Origin of the sequence: Streptomyces acidicola (genome assembly GCF_009377235.1) — a bacterium.
Classification (GTDB): Bacteria; Actinomycetota; Actinomycetes; order Streptomycetales; family Streptomycetaceae; genus Streptomyces; species Streptomyces acidicola.
The window spans coordinates 11,149-35,515 of record NZ_VMNX01000022.1 but is presented as its reverse complement, the minus strand read 5'-3'; the positions used below and the strand labels follow the sequence as shown (position 1 = coordinate 35,515).

Here is a 24,367-nt window from a genome sequence, read left to right as displayed (position 1 = left end):
AGGCTGACAAATTTGGTAACCGCTACGAAGGCGCCTGGACGATTCGACACATTCTCTACGTGCTTCTTGGTGCGGGTGATTCTGTAACGGTCGAGGACATCGATGAGCTGGGCCTGGGAGCCGAGTTCACCTATCGCTACGGCGACACCGTAGAGGTCCATCAGTTGAAGCGGCAGAACGGCAGCGCAAACACCTGGACGGTCAAATCCCTCCAAGACAAAGGGATTTGGGCGAACGTTCGCTCGCACGTCGAAGATGGACGTCAGTTCCGCTTCGTTTCCCTATTGCCTGCCAGCCCCCTCCAAGAGCTTGCCGATCGCGCAAAGCGCTCAGGAAACCATGACGATTTCATCAAGCATTGGCTAACAAAAGGACTCAGGGACCCATTCGACGACCTTTCATCTTCCGAAATCTTTGAATCTTCTGAGACAGCATGGAAAATCTTGCGAGGTTTTTCGATCTCATGGCCAGATGAGCAAGACATTGTGAGCATGAACGGAGCATTGGCACAACTCCTTTTGGAAGGTGCAGCCGGAAGTCTAACGGCAGTTGGTCTAGGGGACTTGGTTCAGAATTCCCTTGGTGTCACGCTTGATGCCCCGGCAATTGACTCTCGCCTGGGCACCTATGGACTGAGTCGGGCCCGACTGCTTAACGCGAATGGGATTGCTGAACAGGTTAGCTCGGTTTCTAAGGGGTGGGCTTCGAATATTGAGCGAGAGCTCCTTCAACCGACTATTGATCGCTCCGAGGCCGACCAGCTAGTAGGGCTGACCAATGGGTCGAATAAACTTCTTCTACTGATGGGGCATGGCGGCGGCGGAAAGAGTGCCACGCTTCATCACGTCTACGAATCTCTTGACGCGGATTCGGTGCCACTTCTAGCTTTCCGGCTTGATCGTCTCGAGCCCTTCTCCTCTACGACTGAGCTAGGGGAAAGGATTGGCGTAGGCGTTTCTCCTGTCACGGCACTTGCTGCAGTTGCTGGAGAGCGCTCCAGTGTTCTCATCGTGGACCAGCTGGACGCCGTTAGTCTGACATCAGGGAGAATGCCGAGGAACTTTGATGCCGTTGCGAGTTTGGTGCGCGAAGCGTCAGCATTTCCTGCAATGACGGTTGTTCTCGCTTGTCGGAAATTTGATGCCGAGAACGACTACCGGATCCGCGAACTTGTCGATGCCAAGAATTGCGCGCATGTCGAGGTCGGGGAGCTTTCCGACGCGCAAATCACAGAGTCGGTTCGTGCAATGGGATTGGATGCGAACGCGCTAGCTGACCATCAAAAGAGGCTGCTGCGCTCTCCGCTGAACCTTGTACTGTTGAAGAGTATCGCCGGCGACGAAGACGCCATGGCATTTCAAACCACGAAAAACCTCTTCGACGCCTTCTGGCAGCGCAAGCTGACCGACTGTCGCCACAGACGTGATTCAGTTCGCTTTAACAAGGTCATCTCGACTCTTGCTGAGGCCATCAGTGCGAGGCAGCGGCTCTCTGTCCCGATTACTGCTCTTGATGCCGATGATCTGGCTGATGATGCGGGAGTCCTTGTCTCGGAGCATGTTCTGGTTCGCGATGGTCAGCAGATCGCGTTCTTCCATGAGAGCTTCTTCGACTACGCCTTTGCTCGTGGCTGGATCGAGCGCGATGAGTCACTCGTATCGTTCCTACTGGGAGGAGAGCAAGAACTCTTCAGGCGGGCGCAAGTTCGTCAAGTCATGAACCATCTTCGAGAACTCGAGCCAGACCGCTTCGCTGTCGAGGCGGAGGCCCTACTTACGAGTCCTGACATCAGGTACCACATCAAAGATGTGGTCCTTAAACTTCTCGGATCTCTGTCTGATCCAACATCCCGTGAATGGGAGATGGTGACCAACGTCCAAGAGACACACCCAGCCTTCGAGGCGCGACTGTGGCGAATCCTCCAGACAGCACCGTGGTTTGAGCGTCTCGATGCGGAGGGTGTCATCGAAGAGTGGCTTGATGGGGCAGACGAAACTGAGCACGGGCGAGCCATCGAAGTGATGGCAGGGGCTGCGAAATCAAGCCCTGATCGTCTTGCCAAGATCCTTCAGAAGTACAAGGCTGTAGCCGAATACCCGCAGTGGCTACGATGGGTAACTCGGTTCTCTGATATCCATCAGAGTCGCCCTCTATTTGATTTGCTCCTCGACGCCGTGAGGAGCGGGCAATATGCGGGAATGGAGGATGAAGTCTGGCTTTCTGCTCATGATCTCGGTAAGCAGCGGCCCGATTGGGGGGTTGAACTGTTGGCCGCACACCTCGTGGACCGCCCTAGTGCCATGGGCGTAGATGACAAAGGGAAGATCGAGGCCCTACTTGACCGAGATTACTCGGTAATCCAACTAGCGCAACTCGCGGCAGCGGGAGCGCCAGAGCTTTTCTGTGAACATCTCATCCCGTACATGTTGGGAGTAATGGCTAAGACAGCCTACGAGCACGACGACAACCGCCCTCATAGGGATCGGCATTTCTCCCACCGCCACCCACGAACCAACATTCGTGAACTTGAAGATGCGCTTCTAGCAGGGGCTGCTACAGCGCTTCGCGGGATCGTTGAAAGGGACGCCGCATCGGCTCGTCCCGTCCTCGAAAGCCTCGCATCCGATCCTCACGACACAGCGCAGTGGCTCCTCTATGAAGCATTGCGGGCGGCAGGTAGTCACTACGCAGATTGGGCAGCCGAGCTTCTACTTCAGGGGACTCACCGGTTTATTAGTGGCTACTATGCGGCAAATGCTGTGTGGAAAACGCGGGAACTGATCCAGAGCACGAGTCAGTTCATGCCTGATGAGGCATTCGCCAGTATTGAAGCTGCGATTCTCGAAGTTCGTTTTCCATGGGAGTCCAAGCCTACGGGCTGGTACCCTTTCAATCTACTTTCAGCGATGCAGGAAGATCGGCTATCTGAGCTAGGGCGCCGTCGACTCGGCGAACTACGCAGGAAGTTTGATTCCGATCAGCCGGCAGAGCCTCAGGGCGTAACGGGAGGGGCGATCGGCGCTCCCATTAATCAGGCTGCCGCTGGGCGCATGAACGATGAACAGTGGCTGGGTGCCATAGCAAAACATAATTCAGAGAGAACCGACTGGCAGACTCACACCGGCGGCGCTTACGAGCAATCACATGTCCTACAGGAGCAAACGAAGAGCGATCCTGAGAGATTCTCTCGGCTAGCTCTCCGATTTGATGAAAGCGTCCATGCTGCTTACGGTGATGCAATCCTCATGGGACTAGGCAACGCCGAAGCCCTTGCTGACCCTACGTCGGTGTTTGAAGCCGTCCGACACATCGCTTCCCTCGGACACGAGGCAAACAATCGGTGGCTGGGATCTGCCATCCGAAAGTATCTCAAGACAGTTCCTCAAGATATCGTTCAGCTTATTGTTGACCGCACGACCGGTGCTAGTGACCCAACTGATGGCAGCTTGACTGTTCAAACCGCCAATCAAGAGCACACTCTGGGACGAGACCTGTATACGTCGGGGATTAATTCTTCGCGAGGAAGCTCGGCAGAGATTCTGGGTGACCTCCTTATCTACGACGCGGATGGCTCTCGAACAGCGTTGGTTCTCCCAGTGCTCGATGCAATGGCCGAGGATCCTGCTGTCACCGTACGCTCTTGCGTCGCGCATGTGATTCATGCCTCTATGCGTCACGCTCGCCCTCAGGCGTTGCAAGCCTTCGCTCGACTCATTAATGCAGGCGATGAACTTCTGGCTACACATGCTGTAGTGCGACTTATGGCGCACATTGGTTTTGAGGACCTTGATGTAGTGAGGCCCGTGATTGAACGTATGCTTCAATCGGAGATCTCCGAGACGCGACAGTGTGGCGGGCAATTGGCTGCCCTGGCTGCGATGCATTGGGGCTTGGTAGAGCTGTTGGACTCGGTGCTCTCAGGCGAAGACGTAGCCAGCCGTATTGGAGCTGCCGGGGCTTGCGCTCACGGGCTGTCTAATGCGACCGATACCGCCGTTGCTCAGCGGGCCTTCGAGCAATTTATCGATGGCCCTGAAGACAAAGTACGCGGCGCTATTGCTGAATTTGCATCAGTAGTTCGCGCTCAACGCCTACGTCCCCTGAAGGTCTCCCTCGAAGCGCTAATTGAGTCTGCCTCTTTCGAGGAGGCTCTACCGCAACTGCTAATTACTCTTGAGCACGCCCCTGACCGCGTCGACGAATTGGCGTTGAAGTGCGGTCGTCGATTCGTTGAGATCCATGGAGAGGGCTCCGGAGACATTCGGAACCGCGCAGCAGCAGACGCACGGCATGTTGGTGAGCTACTAGTTCGGGCCTACGCGCAAGCTACATCGACTACAAGCCGCGGGCAGGTTCTTGATCTACTGGATCAACTTTTGCTTATCGGCGCCTTTGGTGTGGCGGACTTGGTAGAAAAGTCTGAGCGATAGTATTGAACGGGCGTGATTCCCACCACCGTCGGCGATCAGCAGAGCACCGGGCCGGAGGCCGAGTCAAGAGAGGTCTCCTCCCGACCTGGCACTCCGCCGTGTTCAGGGGCGCGCCACACACCTGCCGCTGACTGGCATGGAGTCCGCATCTCCCGCTGGCGGTGTTGCAGCGGACGAATGACGGAACGGGGGCCTCGTGGGTGGTGAGGTTCAGTTCCACCAACCGCCAACGGTATGCATCGCCTTGAGGAACGCCCGGGGCACGCCGCCGTGATCCGGAAGGAGCGCGGCCCCCGCGGTCGCCAACAGTGCCATGTCCCTAACGACGAGCGGTCGGGGCATCCGCGACAGCTCCCGAAGGGCGCGATCGAGGGCCGTCACATCGACGGTGCCAGACGCGATCCCATCCCGCAGGGCTGGCACGTGCACCCGCAGAACCCGCTGCCGCCCGTCCGGCGGACGGATTCCGACGATCGCATCCAGCGTCCGTACCACTGCGTCCGGCCAACCCACGGCACTCTGTGCGATGGGCACAAGGGCAGCCGCACGGCGTTGGTCCTGCACGATCGTCTCTGCCGCGTCTAGGGCGGCGGCGAGGAGGGCACCGCGCAGCGGGGCGCTGGCATGACGGGCGAGGGCGCACAGCAGGGCGATCCGTGTTTCGGAGTCATCCACCGCTTCCACCAAGGTGCGGAGCTGGGAAACTCTGAGATTGTCCATATCCGGCAGGTTCCGCTGGAGCAGGCCGAACAGTCCGTCGGTCGCGTCCCGCAGCGCGAGATCCGCTCGCACCGCTCGCAGCACCTCCGTCCACAGCCGCTCCGGCGTGTGCCGCCCAGCCGCCGTGATCAGCGCCCCGAGCGCCGTGAGGCGGTGCTGGGGAGACTCGATGCTGAGGACCGTCTGCTCGACGTCCCCGAGGAGTTCCGTGGGCAGATCCACGAGGAGCGGCGTCAACTCCTCCGGCTCCAAAGCCTGCCGCTGAAGCAGGAAGCGCACGATCCTGCCCCGATCCCGGGCCGACAGCCGGTCCAGGACCTTGCGCCGCTCCGACGGCTTTCGGTGTGCGAGTGCCACGGCGGCCGCGTCAAGCAGGTTGGCACGATCGTCGTCGTTCACGAGCCGGGCCAGGTCGATGAGTGGGGCTGGCCCCACCCCCGGGCCACCCGCCAGGGCGGTGTCCGTCAACAGCTTCAAGAAGGACGTGAAACGCTCCGTGTCGACATGCTGGCGCACCGACATAGCGGCGGCGACGCGGGCAGGAAAGGGCAACTCCTGTGCGTGGCGCAGGACGTCCTCGGTCTGGTCGGCGCCAACCACGGGCATCAGTGCCCGGATCCTGGCCAGAGTGGGACTGCGGCCGAGTGCGTCGCCCAGCAACAAGGCCCGTGCCTCCGGCACGAGTAGGGGGAACACTTTGGCCACTTCCTCGGCCAAGACGTGCTGAAAACGATTCACGTCCTCGGGAGGGTCGATCTCAAGTGCCCGTACCTGGTTCACCGCGTCCACGACCTGCCCTGCCGGGAGCCGGGACACCAGGCGGGCCAGCAGCCAGGTCCGAAGCCACGGTTGGGCCTGGTCCGAGATGTTCCACAGCAGCGCCGCAAGGTTCTCGGAAAGCCGGTGCGGAAGGGCACCGAACAATGCTTCCACCGCAGCCGACAGCTCTGCCGACCGGCTGCTGAATGGCGGATCCTCGACAATGGCGACCAACAACGGCACGACGCACTCGCGGATCACGCGCTCTTTGTCTACAGCTGTTGACACCATGCCGGCCAATACGCGGTCTCCGCCGAGCATGGCCAGCCGGTACTCGACGCGCGTGATCAGCTCCAGGGTCATGCGCTGTGCGATGTCGACCCGGTGCCGCAATTCGAGCGGGAGCGGAAGCTGTGCCAGTCGTTGCAGTGCGGTGGCACGGGCCTTGGTGTTCTGCTGGGCCAGTGCCTCCGTCAGCGCGTACCCTCCCAGCTTGCCACGGTGCTGCTCCGGCGTCCGCGGAAGGCAGATCATGAGGGCCTGAAGTCTGGTGTCATCATCCGCAATGCGTGCCACCCTCGCCATTGCGCCCTCGACCGCCGCATCCGCCAGGGGCACGCTGCCGCCCAGAAAGGACAGCACCTCGCCGTCGCTGAGCCGGCCCGGACGGAACACGAGATCGCACTCGAGGTCTGCCAGGATCTGTTCGGAGGCGTTCGCGCTCACGTCGCTCAGCAACTCGGTCCTGGCGTGCGCGTCGTCAATCAACTGGGCGCAGTCCAACGCCTCGCGGAGTAAGGCGTCGGCAGCCTCGCCTTGGTGACAGGCAGCCAGGGCGGTGAGGGCTGCGGCCCGGGCGGACCGGTCTAGCTCGCGTGCGCGTCGCAGGAGCCGCGGGACGGCATCCGGGGTCTCGCCGTGCCCCTCCGCAGCAAGCAGGTGGGCGTGGAATAGCAATGACTCAATCCGGTCGTCGCCCGACACCTCCAGGTCGCTGCACAAGCGCCGTCGGACCGGACTAGGAAGAGCGGCTACTAGCTCTTCCGAGTCCGCCGGCGGTGTGTTCCGCAGATCGTCGTACACAGCGGGCGGCAGGGGCGCGCCGGACCTCTCAAGCCAAGGCTGGGCATCAATGAGGAGGCTGTACCGGACTTGCGGAGTTACGTGTACGAGCATCGACAGCAGGTCGTCACGCTCCTCCGCAGCGGCAAACTCCGCCAGGGCGAACCGTGCCCGCACGGTGTGACTGACGCTCGCCACTTGCTCCTGTCGGCCGCACGCCTCCTCAAGCGCCGCCCGTGCCTCTGCCTTCGAAAGGTGACGGGCGAGGGCGCAGAGAGCCCGGATCACAATCAGGGGATCCGGCGTCCGCCGCGCCAGCTGAACTGCCCGTGGCAGCAGGTTCTTCGGCAGATGGCTGGCCATCAGCACCAGCGCACGGCCGCGCCGCACTCCGTCCTCGTCGGCGGCGCACGAGTCAACGGCCTCCCGTGCCAGTGCCAACCGTTCGTCCCGCGGCAAACGGACGCTCAGGGCCGCCAGGGCGATCGCACGCGGGCAAGGAGCCTCCAACGACCGCGCGACGGTCACTGCGCGCCGGGCCGAATGCTCTTGCAGGTGGGGGCTCAGCCCGGCCAGCGTGGCAGAGCGGCGGGCCGTGGCCCGCACAGTGGCCGCGACGGCTACACACTCGTCGAGCCATTCTGGGCCGACGACTTCAGCCAGCCGTACCACCGCGGCGGAGCGCCGATGCTCATAGGTCATGCGGCGACACAGCGCCAGCGCCTGCGCGGGCGGAAGGATTCCCGCCCGCGCAGCCGCATCCACCAGGGCCACGGGAATTCCGTCGCTTCGGGCCGCGACGCTGGCACGGGCGAGGGCGCTAAGGAAGCGCACCTCGAACGCCCGGTCGTCACACCGTGCTTCAGCGCGCCGCCAGGCCCGCTCACTGTCGTTCAGGAATGTGCTGTCGCCGCCCTCCAGCGCCTGACAGGCACGCAGCCAGCCGCCGTCAACGAGGGCGTAGAGGTCTTCATCGGGAGCCTGTGCTCGTTCCAAGTGCGCACCGTGGAAACGGACAGCGTACGGCGGGACGGCGGTCGTTCCCTCCCGAGCCTGCGCCAACGCGCGCCTGCCATGAGCGAGAAACCGTTCGTCCCAGGCATCTCGTTCGAGCTGTCCCATCAACTCCCGGAAGTACATCCCGAGTCGTGGGTGGGAGTAGACGAAGCCGGTGTCCCTGCCGTCGCCAATGACGAAGCGTCCTACCTCGCTAGTCAGGGCGCGCAGCCTCAGCCACGACATCGGCCGGGGCATGATGCCCGCTAGATCGTCGTGGCCGAGCGGTCCGAGCGCACAGGCCAGGACGTTCAGGAAGTCCCCGAGATCCTGTCGTTCCGCGGTCGGGTTGCGGTTCCGGTCCCGCCACTGCCGTTCCTGCTCATCCCACCAGCGGCTGAAGTACCCCTCCAGCCCCGTGCTGATCGACGGTAGTTCGTCCGCGTTGATTGCCGCGGCACGCTCGCCGTAGGGCAACAGCGCCTCGACGTAGAGCCGGACCAACAGGGGATCGCCCTCGCTGAGCCGGTACAGCTCGCTGACGACGTCCACCTTGGTCGCCAGGCCGGCGAGGGGGTCGCCCATGGCGTGCAGTACCTGGCGGACGCCGTCCCGGTCCATGGGAGGCAGGGGCAGGCTGACGGCCAGGGAGTCCCAGTTCAGGCGGGCCAGCCAGCCCCGGTCGTCCGTGTCACCGGCCAGATGTCGGGCCGATGCCAGCACTCGTACGCCCCGTCCGGGCGCGGCAGGGAAGAGGTCGGGGCCCGGCTGCCAGTCGGTCGCTTCGTCGAGGCCGTCCATCACGACCAGCAGGGGACGCCCGTCGGGAGGCGGGCGTCGCAGGTAGCCGAGACATGTCTCCTTCCACTGCTCAGCCGACATATCCGTGGCGCCGGGCGGCTCTCCGTACACCTCGCCCAGCCTGGTCGCCAGCGCCGGAAAAACCACGCCCGCCTGGGCCGTATTGAAGCGGATACTCACCGGGACGACGACCACGTGCGCCCGTTCCTGCCGCATGACCTCCTGGGCCCAGCGCACCAGCAGCGCCGACTTGCCTCGGCCGGCCTCTGCCGCAACCAGCGCGTATGGCGCCGCCTGCGGATCAGCTAGCCATGCGGTGAGCATGTTCATCTGCGGGTCCCGGCCACCGAAGGGCACGGGGGCGCCGTCCCGACCCAGATACTCCACCAGGAAGTTCTCGATCCGGCCTGCGTAGCTGGCGCTGAACGTGGTCAGCCCGGCAAGCAGCGGGGACACGGCGTCGGCGGCCTCCCGCCAGCGGCAGTCCCCACGGTGGAAGGTGTCGTGTGCGGCGACCACCTCCGGGTGGAGCTTACGCAGCAGTCCAACGGGCACTCCCCAACCACCGGTCGGAAGGGCAGGGTCACGCGTCGTCTTGAGCACCCCGCACACGCCCATGGTGCGCAGATTGAGCAGCGGGCCCCCACTCATGCCCGGTACCGCCTGACCACCAGCGAGCTTGAGCAGGCCGCCGCCCACCTCATGAACGCCTTCGTAAGTGAAGGTGACCGGTTCCACCTGCGCGTCATCCCGGGACCAGGTGCGGGTGTATCCACACCCATGCACGCGGTCCTCCCAGCGCGGTTCGTCGAGGTCGAGCCGCACACAAGGGTGACCGCTGCGCTCGACTTTCAGAACGGCCAGGTCCGGGTAAGGGTACGGGCCAGCGGCAGACCGACCACTGGGAGCCGGATGTACAGCGATAAGCCGGGCCTGCGCTCCGCCTCCCTGCCACTCTGCCCTCAGCGATTGCCCGGCTTCCGCACCGCTCACGACGTGGGCGCAGGTCAACACCGTGCCAGGAGCCACAAAGAAGCCGGTACCGCCCGCCGCTCCGGAACCGGTAATCCGGACCAAACAGTCAGCCAGAAGTCGTCTGATCCCCAGCATTCCTGGCGCCACTTTCCCACTCCAGCGTGACCTTCAAAGACGCCTTGCTCCCGCTGTCCACGAAGACACTCACCAGGCTGCCCCCCTTCACCCCCAGCTCAAGACCGAACTCGACCGTGGCCTTGGAGGGCTTAATCCTTTCCAGGCTATCGACGATCACCGAGCCCACGCCCTGCAGCGCCTCACCGACAGCGTCGAAGGACAGCATCCGGTCCAATCCGACGTCCTGTGGCCCTCCTGGAAGCGTCACATCCAGTTGCTGAACCCTGGCCATCATCAGCTTCCCGTTGGGAAGTTCGACGTCCACAGTTTTCTCGTCGCCCACTCCGTGCCCTCTCACCAGCGTGTGCAGCAAGTTTGGCGTCTGCGCGCCTGGTTGGCCACCGAAAGGCGAACAGAGATCTGGTACCGCCAGGGCGACTTCTACTGGACCGCCCCCACCGCCTCGATGGGAAGGGGCGCGCCGCACGGAGCCCCCGGGCTTCGACGGCCGTACGCCGCAGGATCAATGCTTGCCGGACTCGTCGTTCGGAAACCACGATGCCCGAGCGCAGTTTGCGCCTCAGCCCGGCCTTCGAGGCAAGAAGCCGCCGCAGCAGCGCATGCACGAGCAGCCCGTGCCACGTCAGACAGGTGTCGGGCAGAACGGATTCAGCACACATGAGGCCGGGAAACCCCGTGAACACGTGAGAACTACGGAGGAGTGTTTCCCCAGGCCAGAAACCCCATGGACGACGTTTCCGCAGGTCACAGCCCCGCCCAAGGAAAACTCCTAAAGCGGGTGTCGCAGGTTCGAATCCTGCCGGGGGCACCAGATCTGACCAGCGCGTTTACCTCTCCGGGGTAGGCGCGCTGTTCGTCGTAGCCGTGGCATTAGCCGTCAGCAGGTTCCACGTCATGGCAAACACCAAGGTCGACACCACTCAACGAGGCCGCATCCGGCGCAATGGATCCGGCTACCAAGCGAGCGTCTACGTCGGGCGCGATCCGCTCACGAAGAAAAAGATCTACCTCTACGAGCAGGCCGCGACGCCCCCGAAGCGGAGAAGGCCCGCACCAAGCTCCTCCACCAAGTCGACGAGCAGCGCCACCCGAAGCGCGCAGTCACCATGGCATTCCTGCTCGACCGGTGGCTGGGCGTCGCCGAGCTCGACGAGACGTCGTACGAGCGAGCCGAGGGCATCATCCGCAACTACATCAAGCCCACGTTCGGCGACCTCAAGGCCGGCAAGCTGACCGCCGAGATGCTGGAGCTGTTCTACGCCCGTCTCCGGCAGCGCCAGGACCAAATTCGAACACGCGCTCTAATCCGAGTATGGCGAACCACAAGGTCGACTACCTCACCAGCACCCAGGAGCGCATGCTTCGCTGCATCCGCGAGTCGATCGCCGATCGAGGCGAGTCCCCCACCATGCAGGAGATCGGCAAGCAGTTCGGCCTGAGCAGCACCTCGTCCGTGCACTACCACTTGCGACGCATCGAAGAACTCGGGTACATCGCCCGCGAGCCCGGCAGGCCACGCGGGATCAGGCTCACATGACCACCTCGCCACCGGAGCGCTTCCACCTCACCATGGCCAGCGCCGGCCACCCCACCATGCACGGCTGGTGGCCCAGAGAAGCGACGGCCCGCCACAAGTTCGCGACGTGGGTGGGTAGCTGGGGCAAGCCCGGCGCACGCGTCACTCTCGCCGACGTGGAGACAGGCACCATGTTGGCGACGTAGCCCAAGGAGACGTAGCCCTTAGCCGAGCACCGCTTTAGTAAGCGTCGGATGCGCGAACAGCAGCCGGAACAGCGCTGCCTCAGGAGAGGTGGTAGCGGCGGTACAGTCCAGGTGACGCCGCATGGGAGGTCTTGTGATCGAACTGTCCACGGTCATTCAGGAGCTGCGCACCGAATTGAGCACAGCCATCACGAACGGGGCCGGTGAGGAACTCCGTTTCGAGCTGGGGCCGATCGAACTCGAGGTCTCAGTGGCGATCACCAAAGAGGGCGGCGGCGGTGCCAAGGTCCGTTTCTGGGTGGTCGACGCGGACGCTCACGGCAAGGTGGCGGGCGCCACGACCCAGCGGATCAAGCTCCAGCTCGAACCCAAGCTTGCAGCCACGGGGAGCCGTCCCGAGGTTTCCGGGCACGCCGTCTCCGGGGAACGCTGACCACGGTTCGGCAGGCGCCAGCGGTTACGGGGAGGCGTGATGGAGGGACGGCTCGGATTCGCCTCGGCGGGACTCGATCCCGACCGCGTGGCGGAGGTCATCGTCGAGGGGTCTACAGAGCCGCGGGGTCGCCGGGGGTCCGGCTATCGCATCCGGGCGGGCTTCGTTCTCACCGCTGCCCACGTCGTGCGGGACGCCTCGCTGGTGCGCGTCCGGTTCAGGGCGGACCGGCCGGGCTCCTGGAGCGCGGACGGCGCGGTTCTATGGCGCAACACCGACGTGGACGTGGCGATCGTGGCGATCGCCGAGGCGGGCCGCCCCGTCGGCGCCGTGGTTCCCGTCCGGTTCGGCGGGATCCAGGACCACGACGGCGATGTGCCGTGCAGCACCATGGGCTTCCCGCGCCACAAATTGCGAAACGATCCCACCGACGCCTCCCACCCGGGCCCTCCTTCGGTCTACCGGGACTCCGCCCACGTCAACGGCACGGTCTCTCCGTGGTCGAATCTGCGCGAGGGAACCCTGTCGATACGGGTCCCGGCGCCGGAGCATGATCCCGATCCGCAGCGGTCGCCGTGGGAGGGCATGTCGGGTGCGCCGGTGTGGAGCGGCGGTTGCCTGATCGGGCTGGTGCGGTCCCACCACCGTTCCGACGGGCTCGGGCAACTCGCGGCGAGCCGCGTCGACCACTGGTACCACCGGCTGGACGACACCCAGCTGAGCGAGCTGACCCTGCTGATCGGCCTGCCGCCCCGGGACCAGCTCGCCCAAGTCGCGCTGCCCCGAAGTTTCCACACCCTGCGCGACGAGGCGCTGGAGGCACTGCTGCGCGCCGAACGCGAGGCGTCGGCGCTGCAGCCCTATCGCATCCCCGGCCTGCGCAGCCCGGAGCTGCGTCAGGTGTACGTCGACCAGTGGGCGGATCGTGAACCGGGCCTGACGGCCAGCTCGGGTACCGAGCCGGGGCTCGCGACCGAGCGGGTTCCGGTGGCCGAGGTGCTCAACGCCCGGCGTCATGTCTTGATCGAGGGCGGCCCCGGCACCGGGAAGTCGACGTTCACGCATCACGTCAGCGGGACGCTGGCCTCGGTCCGGCTCGGCGACGAGGCCGCGGCCGCGGATCTGGCGGGAGTGTCCGCGGTGGCCGTTCGCGTCCCAGCCGGGCACCTCGCCGACGACGCACCACTGACGGCATTGCTGCACGCCTCGGTGCGGACCCGGCTGGGCATCCGCCTCACACACGAGCTGCCCGCTGATCTGTTCGCGGCACCGCCGCACGGCGTGCCCTGGCTGCTGCTGGTGGACGGGCTCGACGAGATCCTTGACCCAGTGGCCAGGGAACGGGTCATCACGACCATCGCGCGGGACGCCGCGAAACCTTCCAGCCCCTACCGTTGGGTGGTGACCACCCGCCCCCTGCCGGCCGGAGAACTGGCTCCCTTCCGGAGCGCGGGACTGTGTCCATGCACGCTCGCCGCGTTCGACGACGCACAGCTCCAGACACTTGCAGAGGGGTGGCTGGTCGGATCTTCCGGCGACGAGTCCGGCCGGGCCCGGGTGGAAGAGTTTCTGCGGCAACTCGACGAGAGCGAACTCCGCCAGCTCGTCAGGGCCCCGCTGCTGGCCACCATCACCCTGACCATCTTCCACCGACTCAACGGACAAGGCCTGCCCGTCGGCCGGCCGGGACTGTACCGGGAGTTCATCGCGTACCTCCTCACCGGCCGCGACGGCGAGGCCGAGCGACGTACGGCCTTCCGGCAGGCCGCGGGGGCAGCCGGCGCCGGCCCGCGCCTCGCCGAGTGGCTCTACCAGAACCGCGTGTCGCTGCTGCAGTTCCTCGCGAGCCGCACGCTCTCCACGGAGGCCTCGCTCCTTGCGGAGAGCCTGGCCTGGGTCAGGGCGCACGCACCGGACCCGCCGGACTTCCTGGTGGGGTGGCCCGACATCGTCCTCGGTCTGCTGACCGGCACGGGCCTGGTCACCGACGAGGACGGGACGGGCGAACTCCAGTGGGTACACCGGAGCTTCGCCGAGTACCTGGCGGCGCGCGACGCGGCGGAAGCCCTGCCCAGCACATGGCCGGGCACGGACCCTCACGCCGACGCTCTCCTGCGCCAAGCCCTGGAAGGCGTGGGCCAGGACCAGTCCGCGCTCACCCTCGCCTGCTGGGCCGAGCACCGTGACACGGCCGTGGCCCGGCTCCTGGACTTTCTCATCGTGTGGAGCGATGCCTACGACGTCCTGCTGAAGCATCATGGCGGCGGAGGGGAAACGGTCAACGACGACAGCAGCCGCGTAGACCAGTACATAGCCCTCGCCGGACGGCTGCTCGCGGAGGGCGTGCCGGTCCCCGCGGCGATGTCCGGGCAGATCCTCGACCGACTCCTCATCCGCGCACGTTCCATCTTCAACGCCCGCTACTTCTGTCAGCTCGTCGCGGCCCAGCCGCAACGCGAGCGTGCCCGCAACGCGTTGATGCGCATGGCCTACGACAACGACCTGTCCGGCGTGATCCGGGCCGACGCGGCGCTGACCGTGGGCCGAATCTTCGGCCTGGACGTCCTGCACGACGCCACTGAGCCACTGCTCGCCCTCGACGGTTCCGAGTCCTTCCTGTACCAGGAGGGGGGCCGGATGGCGTCCATGGGCATCTCGGATGTCCGGGCGATCATCGCCTACAAGATCTCGGCGCTCGGTCATGCGGCCCGTCCCCTCGCCAACGCATTCCTTGATCGCATGGTGCTGGCGGAGAACGACGGCTGGGGCCGCTTCCTGGCGGCGGAGGCCGCCCTCGCGGTCAGCGACTCGGACAGGGCCGCCTCACTTATCACTCCCGTGCCCCCGGGGGCTCACCGCAACATCCCTGGCGAGGTCTCCGTCCTACTGCGCACCGGACGGCAGGACGCGGCGGCGCGGACGGTAGACGCCTGGTTCGCGAGCAGCGCGGAGCGCGATCGGTGGGGGGACGTCCAGGGTCCGTGGGCGGACATCCAGGGGATCGTCGACGTATACGTGGGCGCCGGACTCACCGAGCAAGCCTTGGCAACGGCGCAGCGGACGGTGCCCATGGTGACGAACTCCCGGACGCGGGTGGTGTCGCTCAGCGCTGTCGCCCGGGCCGGCGACCCCGCTCCCGGCCTGGATCTGCTGCACACCGCGTCGCTCGGCAACGACCGTCAGCAGATGTCACCCCCGGTCATCGAGCTTAGCGACTGGATCATGCTCGCGCGTGTGATCTCGCGACAGGGCCGAGCCGAGGACGTACGCGAGGCCGTCAACAGACGCCTGATGCGGGATTTTCGTCATTACACCGAGCAGGACGTGTGGTCCATCACCGACCTCTGGGACGTGTGGTCCATCGCCGGCCTCCTGGCCGAGATCGGGGACGAGAGGAACCGGCAGATGCTGCTGTGGCTGGCCCGCAACGGCAGCGGCGGGCCACGTAGGGCGGCAGCCGCTGCGCTGTTGGAAACCGACGACCGGCAACACGGCATCGAGGCCCTCGTCAGCGAGTCCACCGGACCACCGGGGCACATCACCAGCGCCGTCGAGCTCGTGCATTCCCTTCTCCTTGTCGGGGCCGAGGACCAAGCCGTGTCCCTGCTGCACCGCGCCATCAGCGACATCGCACCGGACAACTCGCATCAGCGCTGTATCGCCTTCGACCTGATGTCCTGGCTGCGTCCGGCCGAAGCCCGCCACGTCCTCCGCGATCTGATCCGCACCGATTCCCTGCACCCCAGGGAATTCTTCTGTGCGGTCCGTAATCTGCTGCGGCTCGACGAGCGTGCCACCGCGCTGATCATGCTCCGCCGAGTCCTCGACCGGCCAGACCCGGAAAGTACGGACCTGCGCAGCGCCGCCAGCCTGTTCGCCTGGACCGGCGAACGGGCCGACGCCATCAGAGCGTACGAACGGATCCTTGAGGAAGCCACTCGCCCCGACAAGCAGAGCGCCACCCTTTTCTCCGATGTCGTCGTCGCGGCGCAATTCCTGGACTCCGAGGGGCGGCTCGGCGCCGGCCAGTGCGAAGTACTTGCCGCCGCGGCCGCGAGCATTCTGCCTTGGGCCTCCGCTTGGAGGACCACTTTACTCACGGTGACCGGACTGCTCGCCCGCAACGGCGCCACCCCGTCCGCCCTCGCTCTGCTCACCCGCGCCCTCCAGGACGCCCCGGACTCTCACCCTCTGTTCGAGGAGGAGGTCCGTCGTCTCCGCGGCGATGTGGATACGTCGTAGCAGCAGGCACCTTCGCGCACTCGTATCCACCCGCACAGCGTCAAAAGCTGTCCTACCGTTGTAGCTGCCGACCAGGGTAGGCCGTCTGGATCCGGGCGCAATGGGCAACTACCGCTCCGAGAGCTCCGTTGTGCCCGGTCCCGAACCCAAGCAGTGCCCCCGTATCGGCATCGTGGACTCGGTAGTGGATGTGCTCCGTCAAAGGGTGCGCCACAGTAAGCAGCTCGCCCTGCCAAGAGCCGGTCACTCTAATCCTTTCTGATCAGTTCAATTGGCGGAGGGCATCAGGACTACGAGGCAATCCCCCATTGAGTAGCCGACTCCCCCGAGCCAAACAGGCCATCGAAGCGGCGAGCGTTACTCCCGGAAATCAAGAAGTACGGCGATCCTGATCCCGCGACGCTGTGCGGACCCTCCTGCCCCGCGATGAGAACGTCGTGCGGCGACAACACTCCAAGGTCGTCGAAGACGTAGTAGACAGGAAGCCTTGTCCAGGCAACGAGCTGCAAGTGTGCATGCACAGCTGCGCGTTCGACGGCATGCCGCCCAGTGTTCCTACTCGTCATGCGGGCCTTGCAGTCGATGAGCACGAGATCCATGCCCTTCGCTGCGATGAGATCGGGGATCCACCTGATGAAACTGTCGGTCACCCGAAGTGCGTCTTGGAGCTTCCTGGTGAGCAGTCCCTGCCCCCTGGCGTTGACTTCCCACCCACGCAAGGTGAGTTGTTCGGCGACGTATTGTTCGTGGGCGTCCCCTACTACTTTCCGCTGCTGAAAGCTCGCCATGAATGCAGTGTGACCCGACCGCCGGGACGCATAACTTGGTGTGGGTCGAACCCAGCCAGTCCCATTCAGTCTCACTAGTTCTCGCTGTGTCCGGGTGAGTCCGTGGACGTCCGGCTACGTACGGGGCGTACAAAGCAATCATTTGGCACGGTCTCGCCCCTTCCTTGCAGCTTCGTCACTGTCAGGGTATGGGGCGAGACCATTTTCGTCTGCGTGCTCTGAAGAGAGCTGAGGCGGCCATGAGTGATTCGCGGTTCTGCTCGCCAGGCTGAAGACATGCCCCCAACCCCTCAGGCCCTGGTTCCGTGCGCCCGTCTGCGGCCGTGAATACGGAGATCCGTGAGCTCGTCACCGGGTGTGGGTGCCTGCTGTACGGGACCGCGCGGGCTCGGTACGCCGAGCTGGTGGAGGAATGGACAGCGGCTGTCGCGGCCGAGCGGCGGATCGAAGTCGTCGAAGCCGCGTAGCCTGCCCGTCGCCATACAGGGCCCGAGCCGAACGCACAGCCGGGGCCCTGTACGAGACGAGGATCATCGTGCCGTCAGACGGTACTGCTCACGGCCGCCTGGGGATCAGAGCCTGACGCACTCGAAGCCCAACAGGTACGGGCCGTTGTAGAACCCGGCATCGCAGAAATAGGTGCGCTGTGGGTCCTGGATGTAGAACGAACGCTCGGGATTGGTGGGGGGAATGCAGCCGATACCCTCGACTGTGGTCGAGGAGTCCACCCTGATCTGCTGGCATCGGTAGAGCGGGGGGTCATCCTGAGCGGTCTGGGCCGCCGGGGCGGTGGTCCGGGCTACGTGTTCGGAAGCAGCCGTGGCGGCCAAGGCCGCAGGTGATGCCATCGCTGCGATGAGCGCCGCTGCAGCCGCGCTGAGCGCAAGAGCCATACGTGACTTCATGGGTACCTCCCACAATCGGTGAGGAACTGACACGCAATCAATCGGCCTACCAGGCACGAGCGATGACCCAAACCACCCGGCAAGGGGGCACTGGAGGCGGGACCCCGAGCAGGACCACCCCAAGAGCATGACGAGACGCCCCCTGCGCGGCTGCTGGTGGACTGTGCAGGGAGCGGTGTCACACGTACTGGCGGCGGGTCGGGTCCAGGCCTGCGGACCGGAGCCCGTTGCCCTGACCGTTTGCCGGGCTCGGAATCGGGCGCGCCGCCCTTACGGCAGACGAGGGCGTCGGGGCTGCTGCGATTGGCGTGTTCCCGGGACCTGGAGCAGAGCGCCTCGACGCGGTCGTGGAAGACGACTTCGAGCAGTGAGCGCCGGGACGGGAAATGCCGGTGCAGGGTCGCCGATCCCACCCCGGCCCTGCGGGCGATCTCCTCCAGTTGAGCCCAGCATCCCGGGACGCACGCAGTTACGGGACGCACGCGGTGATCGCCAGACGTACTCGACGGCGGCCCCATCACCAACCGCGGCCGGGCGCCCGCCCTGCGCCCTGTCCTCCAGGCCGCCGACAAGATCCCAGACAGGTATCACAAACGACGAAGCCTATATGAACGATCAAATTCTCCAGGATGGCGGAAGAGGGCAGAACGGTTTGGACGGCCTCTCAGGAACCCTGATGAGTCGGCTGGAGTGCGAGGAATCCCTCCCCAGGGGTTGACGGGGCGCACTGCCGGGGCCATCTTGAACGATCAAATTGGGGTTTCAGTCGTCGACGAGCCGCCGCAGGGAGCCGTGTGTGGTGTGGCCCGCGACCTTCAGGTCAGACAGCGAGGAGGGCACGGTGAGTTCGGTGAGTTCGGTGAGTTCGTTGCGGATCGTGTTGGGTGTGGGACGGACACCTTCGGGGCACGGGGGAACTGCGCCGCGGCGGCGGGCAGCGGCCGCCCTTGCCGCGGTGATGTGCGCGTCGGTGCTCGCCGGGTGCGGCGACTCGGGTTCGTCCGACTCCAAGGGCGGCCCGGAGAAGTCGAACGACCGCGGCCCGATCACCCTCGCCTCGGGCAAGGACACCACCGGCACCCTGCAAGCTCAGCTGGACCGCTGGAACAAGCAGCACCCCGACGAAAAGGTCACCCTGGTCGAACTGCCGGAGAGCGCGGATCAACAGCGCCAGCAGTTCATCCAGAACGCCCAGACCAAGTCGGACGCGTACAGCGTGCTCAACCTCGACCCGATCTGGGTCGCCGAGTTCGCGGCCAACCAGTGGATCGACGAGCTGCCGGCCAACGAGTTCCCCCTCGACAAGATGATCCCCGCCGTCGTGAAGACCGGAAACTACTTCGGCAAGCAGTACGCCGTCCCGTTCAACACCAACGCCGGGCTGCTCTTCTACCGCTCGGACCTGCTCGACAAGACAGGTGCCAAGCCCCCCACCACCTGGGCCGAGATGAAGGAGACCTGCGCGAAGGTCCAAAAGCCCCCCGAGGGCAAGGACATCGGCTGCTACGCCGGCCAGTTCGACAAGTACGAGGGGCTCACCGTCAACTTCTCCGAGGCCGTGGCCTCCGCGGGCGGCGAGGTCGTCGACGCCAAGGGCAAGGCGACGGTCGACACCGAGGCGGCCAAGAAGGGCCTGCAGTTCCTCGTCGACGGTTTCAAGGACGGCACCATCCCCAAGCAGGCCGCCACCTACCAGGAGGAGGACGGCCGGCGTGCCTTCCAGTCGGGCAAGCTGCTCTTCCACCGGCAGTGGCCGTACCAGTGGGCGCTCGCGGGCGCCAAGGACGGCTCCAGCAAGGTGGCCGGAAAGTTCGGCGTCGCCCCGCTGCCCGGCCTCACCGGGCCCGGCAGGTCGAGCCTCGGCGGACTCGACCTCGCGATCAGCAAGTTCGCCAAGAACAAGGCGACCGCGCTCGACTTCATCAAGTTCTTCTCCAACGAGGCGAACGCCCGCACCAACCTGAAGGTCAACTCGGCAGCCCCGCCGTACGCCGACCTCTACGACGACCCGGCGCTGCGCAAGCAGTTCCCGTACCTGGCCACGCTGAAGGAGTCACTGGCCACGGCGACGCCACGGCCCGTCGTGGTGCGTTACGGCGACGCCACGGCCGCCATCCAGGAGAGCGCCGCCGCCGCGATGAGCGGTTCGCAGCCCGTCGATGCCGCCCTCGCCGACATGCAGAAGAACCTCTCTGCGGCGATCGCCGAGAAGTAGGCGGTCCCGCTCGTGTCCGTCATCACCCCGACGCCGGGGCGCACCGTGCGCCCGTCCCGGCCCGCGCGCACCTCGCGCCGGGCCGGGACCGGCGGCCTGGCCGCGGCCCTGCTCTCGCCGACACTGCTGGTCCTCGGCCTGGTCATCGGTTACCCCGTGGTGGCCGCCCTGCGGCTCTCCTTCCAGGTGTCCAGCGAGGGCATCGATCCGAGCACCGGATTCGTGGCGACCACCACGCACTACGGAACCGGCAACTACGCCGCCGTCTTCTCGGACGACCGGCTGTTGCGGCCTTGGTGGAACACCACCTCGTTCGCTCTGGCCTCGGTCACTCTCGAAGTCCTCATCGGCGTGTGCATGGCCCTGGTGATGCACCGGGCCTTCCGCGGCAGGGCGTTCGTCCGCGCTGCCGTCCTCGTGCCCTGGGCCATCCCCACCGCGATCTCCGGCATCCTCTGGAAGTGGATCTTCAACAGCCAGGGAGTCGCCAACTCCCTCCTGGACACCCAGGTGCTGTGGAGCAGCGACGGGTTCCACGCCTGGCTCGCCGTGGTCATCGCCGACACCTGGAAGACCGCACCATTCGTCGGTCTGCTCGTCCTGGCCGGACTGCAGATCATCCCCGGCGAGTTGTACGAGGCCGCCCGCGTCGACGGCGCCTCCGCATGGCGTGCCTTCTGGCGGATCACCCTCCCCCTGGTCCGCCCCGCCCTCGTGGTCGCCGTCCTGTTCCGCCTCCTGGACGTCCTGCGCATGTTCGACCTGCCGTACATCCTGGTGGGGCCGCGCAAGCATTCGGTCGAGACGCTGTCCATGTCCGCCTTCAACGAGATGACCAATCTGCGCTTCGGCTCGGCCGCCGCGTACGCGACCGTCCTGTTCGTCTACATCGCCGTCGTCGCCCTCGCGTTCGTCAAGCTGTTCGGCGCCGATCTGCTCGGCCGCGGCACCAGGAGTGAGCCATGAGCACGCTGCCTCTCACACGATCTGCCCGGCGCGGGGCGACGGGGGGCAGACGCGGCGCCACCTGGGCCCGGCGGCTGGGCATCGCCGCAGTCGTCGCCTACTGCCTCGCCCCGTTCTACTGGATGGTGGTCTCCAGCCTGCGCAGGCCGGGCGACCAGTTCTCGAACGCGCCGCTGCCCGCCCCGGTGTCCTTCGACAACTACATGTCCGCCTTCGACGCCAAGAACGGATTCGGCCAGGCGCTGGTCAACAGCCTCGTCGTCGCCGGGATCACCACCGCCGTGACACTGGTCGTCGGCATCTTCGCCGGATACGCCCTGGCGCGGCTGCACTTCCGCGGCAAGACGCTGATCCTGACGCTGATCATCGCGGCCTCGATGTTCCCGCCGATCATCCTGGTGGTGCCGCTGCTCCGGCTCTTCACGGACATCGCCTGGATCAACACCTACCAGGCGATGATCATCCCGAGCATGAGCTTCGCCCTGCCGCTGGCCGTGTGGAACCTCACCGCGTTCTTCCGCCAGATGCCCACCGAACTGGAGAAGGCCGCGCAGGTCGACGGCTGCACCCCGGCGCAGGCATTTCGCAAGGTCGTACTCCCCCTCGCCGCACCGGGCGTCTTCACCACGGCCATCCTCGTCTTCATCTGCGCCTGGAACGAATTCCTCATCGCCATCAGTGTGGTGAACGACCGTCAGATGATGACAGCCAACGTGATCCTGTCCCTCTTCACCGGACAGTACAAATACGACCAGCCGTTCGGTACACAGATGGCCGCCGGGGTCGTGGTGACCCTGCCGCTCGTCGTGGCCGTGCTGTTCTTCCAACGGCGGATCGTCGACGGCCTCACAGCGGGAGGGTTGAAGTAGGTGAACGACCCGACCAGGGGCAGTCTCGCCCCGGCCGACGACGCGTGGACGCTGACCACGGATGGTTCTCTTGGCACCTCCGGGGACGAGAGCCCCGGCATCGGCGCGCTCGTCGCCCATCACCCCGCCTTCACCGGCAACGGCTGTTTCGCCGCACGTGTCCCGGCGGCCGGCAACGGCTTCGCCGAGACTCCCGTGCGCACCCAGTTCCACGTGGCCGGCCTCTACACCGGCCGGGACGGTGGCTGGTCCCGCAAGGCGTCCCTGCCGGCGTGGTCCACGCTCGACGTGGGCGACGGCAGCGGTACCTTCAACGCCGCGTTCACCTCCCCGCCCGGCGGAGACGAGAACGTACCGGACGGTGGCGAGCAGCTGGTCGGCGGCGACTGGGCGCCGCTGACCAGTCCGCGCGCCGGGGCGGCCCTCGGCATCGAGCGCTATCGGCAGTGCCTCGACCTGCGCACCGGGGTGATCACCACGGAGGCCCGCTGGACCTCTCCGGCGGGCCGGGTCACCGACGTGCGCTACGAGGTGTTCACCGACCGGTCCCGGCCGACCGTGGCCGTTGTGAGCGTGACGGTCACGCCCCACTGGACGGGCGAACTCCTTGTCACCGACGCGCTGGACGAGCGCGCCGCCTCGCACACCCGGACCGTGGAGCGAGGGGCGGGCGACGGCCGGATCTGGGCGGTGGTGGAAGCCGAGGGCAGCGGCGTCACGGCCGCGCTCGTCAGCGTCGTGCACGGGCCGGGCAGCCGGGGCGGAGGCGGACCCGGGCACGACGGGCCCCTCCCGGCGCGGGACGGCACCGCGTCGCGGACGATCCCCGCCACCGCATCGCAGACGATCCCCGCCACCGCATCGCGGACGATCTCCGTCCACACCTCTCCCGGACGTCCTCTGACCTTCACCAAGTACGTGTCGGTGGTGACGTCCCACACCGCGGACCGGCCGCTGAGCACGGCCCGGGCCCACGCCGACGAGGCGGCCCGTGAGGGACACGCGCGGCTGGCCGAGGACAACCGGCGTGCCTGGCAGCGCGAGTGGGAGGGCGACATCGTCGTACGCGGCGACGCCCTGCTGCAACGCCGCGTACGCGCCTCGAAGTTCTACCTCCTCACCAGTGCGCACGAGGACTCGCCCTGGTCGCCCTCGCCCTGCGGACTGTCCAGTGACGGCTACAACGGCCACGTCTTCTGGGACACCGAGACCTGGATCTGGCCGAGCCTGCTCGCCCAGCATCCGCGCCTCGCGCGCAGCGCCCTCGACTACCGGGTCGCCCGGCTCGACGCGGCCCGCGCCGCCGCGGCCGCCGAGGGCCACCGGGGCGCCCGTTTCCCCTGGGAGAGCGGACTCACCGGGGACGAGGACACCCCCGGGTGGGTACCGTTCGGAGACCTGGAACTGCACGTCAGCGCCGATGTGGCCCTGGCGTTCTGGCAGTACTGGCTCGCCACCGGCGACCACGCATGGCTGCGTACCGCAGGGCTGCCCGTGCTGAGCGCGGTCGCGGACTTCTGGGCCGACCGCGTCACCGCCGACGCCGACGGCCGCTGCCACATCAACGGCGTGATACCGCCGGACGAGTACGCGGTCGAACCGAAGGACGACTCCGTCTATACCAACGTCGCCGCCCGCGACGCCCTTCGCTTCGCTGCTCTGGCCGCCGAGGCGCTCGGCGTGAGCGCCGACCCGCGGTGGGCCGAGACCGCGGACCGCATCGTCGTCCCGTTCGACGAAGCACTGGGCATCCACCCGGAGTTCACCGGGTACGAGGGCCAGACGATCAAGCAGGCCGACGTGGTGATGCTCGCCTACCCGTGGGAGAACCCGCAGCCCCCCGAGGTCACGCGAGCCGATCTGGAGTACTACGCCCCCCGTACGGACGAGGACGGGCCGTCGATGACGGACTCGGTCCACTCCATCGTCCTTGCCGAACTCGGCGACGCCGAGGCCGCCTTCGAGTACACCCGGCGCAGTGTCGAACCGTTCGTCAGACCGCCCTTCGAGCAGTTCGCCGAGGATCGAGCCGGGGGCGCCTTCACCTTCCTGACCGGCCACGGCGGCTTTCTTCAGGAGTTCCTGTACGGCTACTCGGGACTGCGCCGGCGCACCGACCGGGTCGTCCTCGCGCCCATCCTGCCCGGCTCCCTGGACGGCATCACCCTGCGGCGGCTCCGCTGGCAGGGCCGTGTCTTCGACGTGGACATCCGCCACGACGGCACGACCGTACGGCTCCACACAGGTGAGCCGCTCCCGGTGGAGACGGCGGGCACACTGCGGCAGGTGCCGGCCGGGGGCGAGGTCATGGTCGCCACGCGGACGTCCACGCCGTATCGATGACGA

General features: G+C 66.0%; 15 protein-coding genes and 1 pseudogene. 11 read left to right on the top strand and 5 right to left on the bottom strand.

Annotated features, from left to right (window positions below; translation table 11 throughout):
* Positions 1-59 precede the first annotated feature (59 nt).
* Complete coding sequence (locus FPZ41_RS09410; protein WP_322620011.1) at positions 60-4,430, top strand: NACHT domain-containing protein; 4,371 nt, start codon at positions 60-62, stop codon at positions 4,428-4,430.
* Between the two features lie 210 nt (positions 4,431-4,640).
* On the opposite strand, the gene FPZ41_RS09405 is transcribed toward FPZ41_RS09410, so the two are convergent.
* Both FPZ41_RS09405 and FPZ41_RS09400 read right to left on the bottom strand, forming a co-directional pair.
* Positions 4,641-9,878, bottom strand: a complete 5,238-nt coding sequence (locus FPZ41_RS09405; RefSeq protein ID WP_152860948.1) for a S1 family peptidase — start codon at positions 9,876-9,878, stop codon at positions 4,641-4,643.
* On the bottom strand, positions 9,850-10,203 hold the full coding sequence (locus FPZ41_RS09400; protein ID WP_152860946.1) for a CU044_2847 family protein: 354 nt from the start codon (positions 10,201-10,203) through the stop codon (positions 9,850-9,852). The genes FPZ41_RS09405 and FPZ41_RS09400 overlap by 29 nt, the downstream gene beginning before the upstream one ends.
* A 784-nt stretch (positions 10,204-10,987) precedes the next feature.
* Between FPZ41_RS09400 and FPZ41_RS50185 the strand changes: the two are divergent.
* The 5 genes and pseudogenes from FPZ41_RS50185 to FPZ41_RS09375 form a co-directional block, all read left to right on the top strand.
* A pseudogene (locus FPZ41_RS50185) lies at positions 10,988-11,083 on the top strand (hypothetical protein); the annotation flags it as partial.
* Between the two features lie 110 nt (positions 11,084-11,193).
* Complete coding sequence (locus FPZ41_RS09390; RefSeq protein ID WP_152860942.1) at positions 11,194-11,418, top strand: LexA family protein; 225 nt, start codon at positions 11,194-11,196, stop codon at positions 11,416-11,418.
* A complete protein-coding gene (locus FPZ41_RS09385) occupies positions 11,415-11,603 on the top strand; it encodes a hypothetical protein (protein ID WP_152860940.1) in 189 nt (62 codons plus the stop codon). The genes FPZ41_RS09390 and FPZ41_RS09385 overlap by 4 nt, the downstream gene beginning before the upstream one ends.
* 121 nt (positions 11,604-11,724) lie before the next feature.
* Entirely contained in the window at positions 11,725-12,036 is a 312-nt protein-coding gene (locus FPZ41_RS09380; protein WP_152860938.1) for a trypco2 family protein, read from the top strand.
* A 39-nt stretch (positions 12,037-12,075) separates the two neighbouring features.
* A complete protein-coding gene (locus tag FPZ41_RS09375) occupies positions 12,076-16,278 on the top strand; it encodes a serine protease (protein WP_152860936.1) in 4,203 nt (1,400 codons plus the stop codon).
* A gap of 290 nt (positions 16,279-16,568) precedes the next feature.
* On the opposite strand, the gene FPZ41_RS09370 is transcribed toward FPZ41_RS09375, so the two are convergent.
* Positions 16,569-17,066: a hypothetical protein gene (locus tag FPZ41_RS09370; RefSeq protein ID WP_152860934.1), complete on the bottom strand. Its 498-nt coding sequence runs from the start codon at positions 17,064-17,066 to the stop codon at positions 16,569-16,571.
* Positions 17,067-17,389: 323 nt separating this feature from the next.
* Here FPZ41_RS09370 and FPZ41_RS09365 point away from each other — a divergent pair, with 323 nt between their 5' ends.
* A complete protein-coding gene (locus FPZ41_RS09365) occupies positions 17,390-17,533 on the top strand; it encodes a hypothetical protein (RefSeq protein ID WP_194236037.1) in 144 nt (47 codons plus the stop codon).
* 105 nt (positions 17,534-17,638) lie between these two features.
* Here FPZ41_RS09365 and FPZ41_RS09360 read toward each other — a convergent pair whose 3' ends face one another.
* Positions 17,639-17,971, bottom strand: a complete 333-nt coding sequence (locus FPZ41_RS09360) for a hypothetical protein (protein ID WP_152860933.1) — start codon at positions 17,969-17,971, stop codon at positions 17,639-17,641.
* The gene (locus FPZ41_RS50180; RefSeq protein WP_407698767.1) at positions 17,968-18,489 is read right to left on the bottom strand and encodes a TetR/AcrR family transcriptional regulator; all 522 of its coding nucleotides are present in this window, start codon (positions 18,487-18,489) and stop codon (positions 17,968-17,970) included. The genes FPZ41_RS09360 and FPZ41_RS50180 overlap by 4 nt, the downstream gene beginning before the upstream one ends.
* Positions 18,490-18,812: 323 nt before the next feature.
* Here FPZ41_RS50180 and FPZ41_RS09350 point away from each other — a divergent pair, with 323 nt between their 5' ends.
* The 4 genes from FPZ41_RS09350 to FPZ41_RS09335 are packed head-to-tail and all read left to right on the top strand — an operon-like array spanning position 18,813 to position 24,364.
* On the top strand, positions 18,813-20,186 hold the full coding sequence (locus FPZ41_RS09350; protein ID WP_322620010.1) for an ABC transporter substrate-binding protein: 1,374 nt from the start codon (positions 18,813-18,815) through the stop codon (positions 20,184-20,186).
* Positions 20,187-20,198: 12 nt separating this feature from the next.
* Positions 20,199-21,152, top strand: a complete 954-nt coding sequence (locus tag FPZ41_RS09345) for a carbohydrate ABC transporter permease (RefSeq protein ID WP_181586884.1) — start codon at positions 20,199-20,201, stop codon at positions 21,150-21,152.
* Positions 21,149-22,021, top strand: a complete 873-nt coding sequence (locus FPZ41_RS09340; protein ID WP_152860931.1) for a carbohydrate ABC transporter permease — start codon at positions 21,149-21,151, stop codon at positions 22,019-22,021. Before FPZ41_RS09345 ends, FPZ41_RS09340 begins: the two co-directional genes overlap by 4 nt.
* Positions 22,022-24,364 carry a glycosyl hydrolase family 65 protein gene (locus tag FPZ41_RS09335; protein ID WP_152860929.1) on the top strand — a complete coding sequence of 781 codons (2,343 nt, stop codon included), beginning with the start codon at positions 22,022-22,024 and terminating at the stop codon, positions 24,362-24,364.
* Positions 24,365-24,367 lie beyond the last annotated feature (3 nt).

Coding starts and splice junctions, on each gene's coding strand:
- FPZ41_RS09405 (WP_152860948.1), bottom strand. CDS start 9,878: ATGCTGGGGATCAGACGACTTCTGGCTGACTGTTTGGTCCGGATTACC.
- FPZ41_RS09390 (WP_152860942.1), top strand. CDS start 11,194: ATGGCGAACCACAAGGTCGACTACCTCACCAGCACCCAGGAGCGCATG.
- FPZ41_RS09385 (WP_152860940.1), top strand. CDS start 11,415: ATGACCACCTCGCCACCGGAGCGCTTCCACCTCACCATGGCCAGCGCC.
- FPZ41_RS09380 (WP_152860938.1), top strand. CDS start 11,725: ATGGGAGGTCTTGTGATCGAACTGTCCACGGTCATTCAGGAGCTGCGC.
- FPZ41_RS09375 (WP_152860936.1), top strand. CDS start 12,076: ATGGAGGGACGGCTCGGATTCGCCTCGGCGGGACTCGATCCCGACCGC.
- FPZ41_RS09370 (WP_152860934.1), bottom strand. CDS start 17,066: ATGGCGAGCTTTCAGCAGCGGAAAGTAGTAGGGGACGCCCACGAACAA.
- FPZ41_RS09360 (WP_152860933.1), bottom strand. CDS start 17,971: ATGAAGTCACGTATGGCTCTTGCGCTCAGCGCGGCTGCAGCGGCGCTC.
- FPZ41_RS50180 (WP_407698767.1), bottom strand. CDS start 18,489: ATGGGGCCGCCGTCGAGTACGTCTGGCGATCACCGCGTGCGTCCCGTA.
- FPZ41_RS09340 (WP_152860931.1), top strand. CDS start 21,149: ATGAGCACGCTGCCTCTCACACGATCTGCCCGGCGCGGGGCGACGGGG.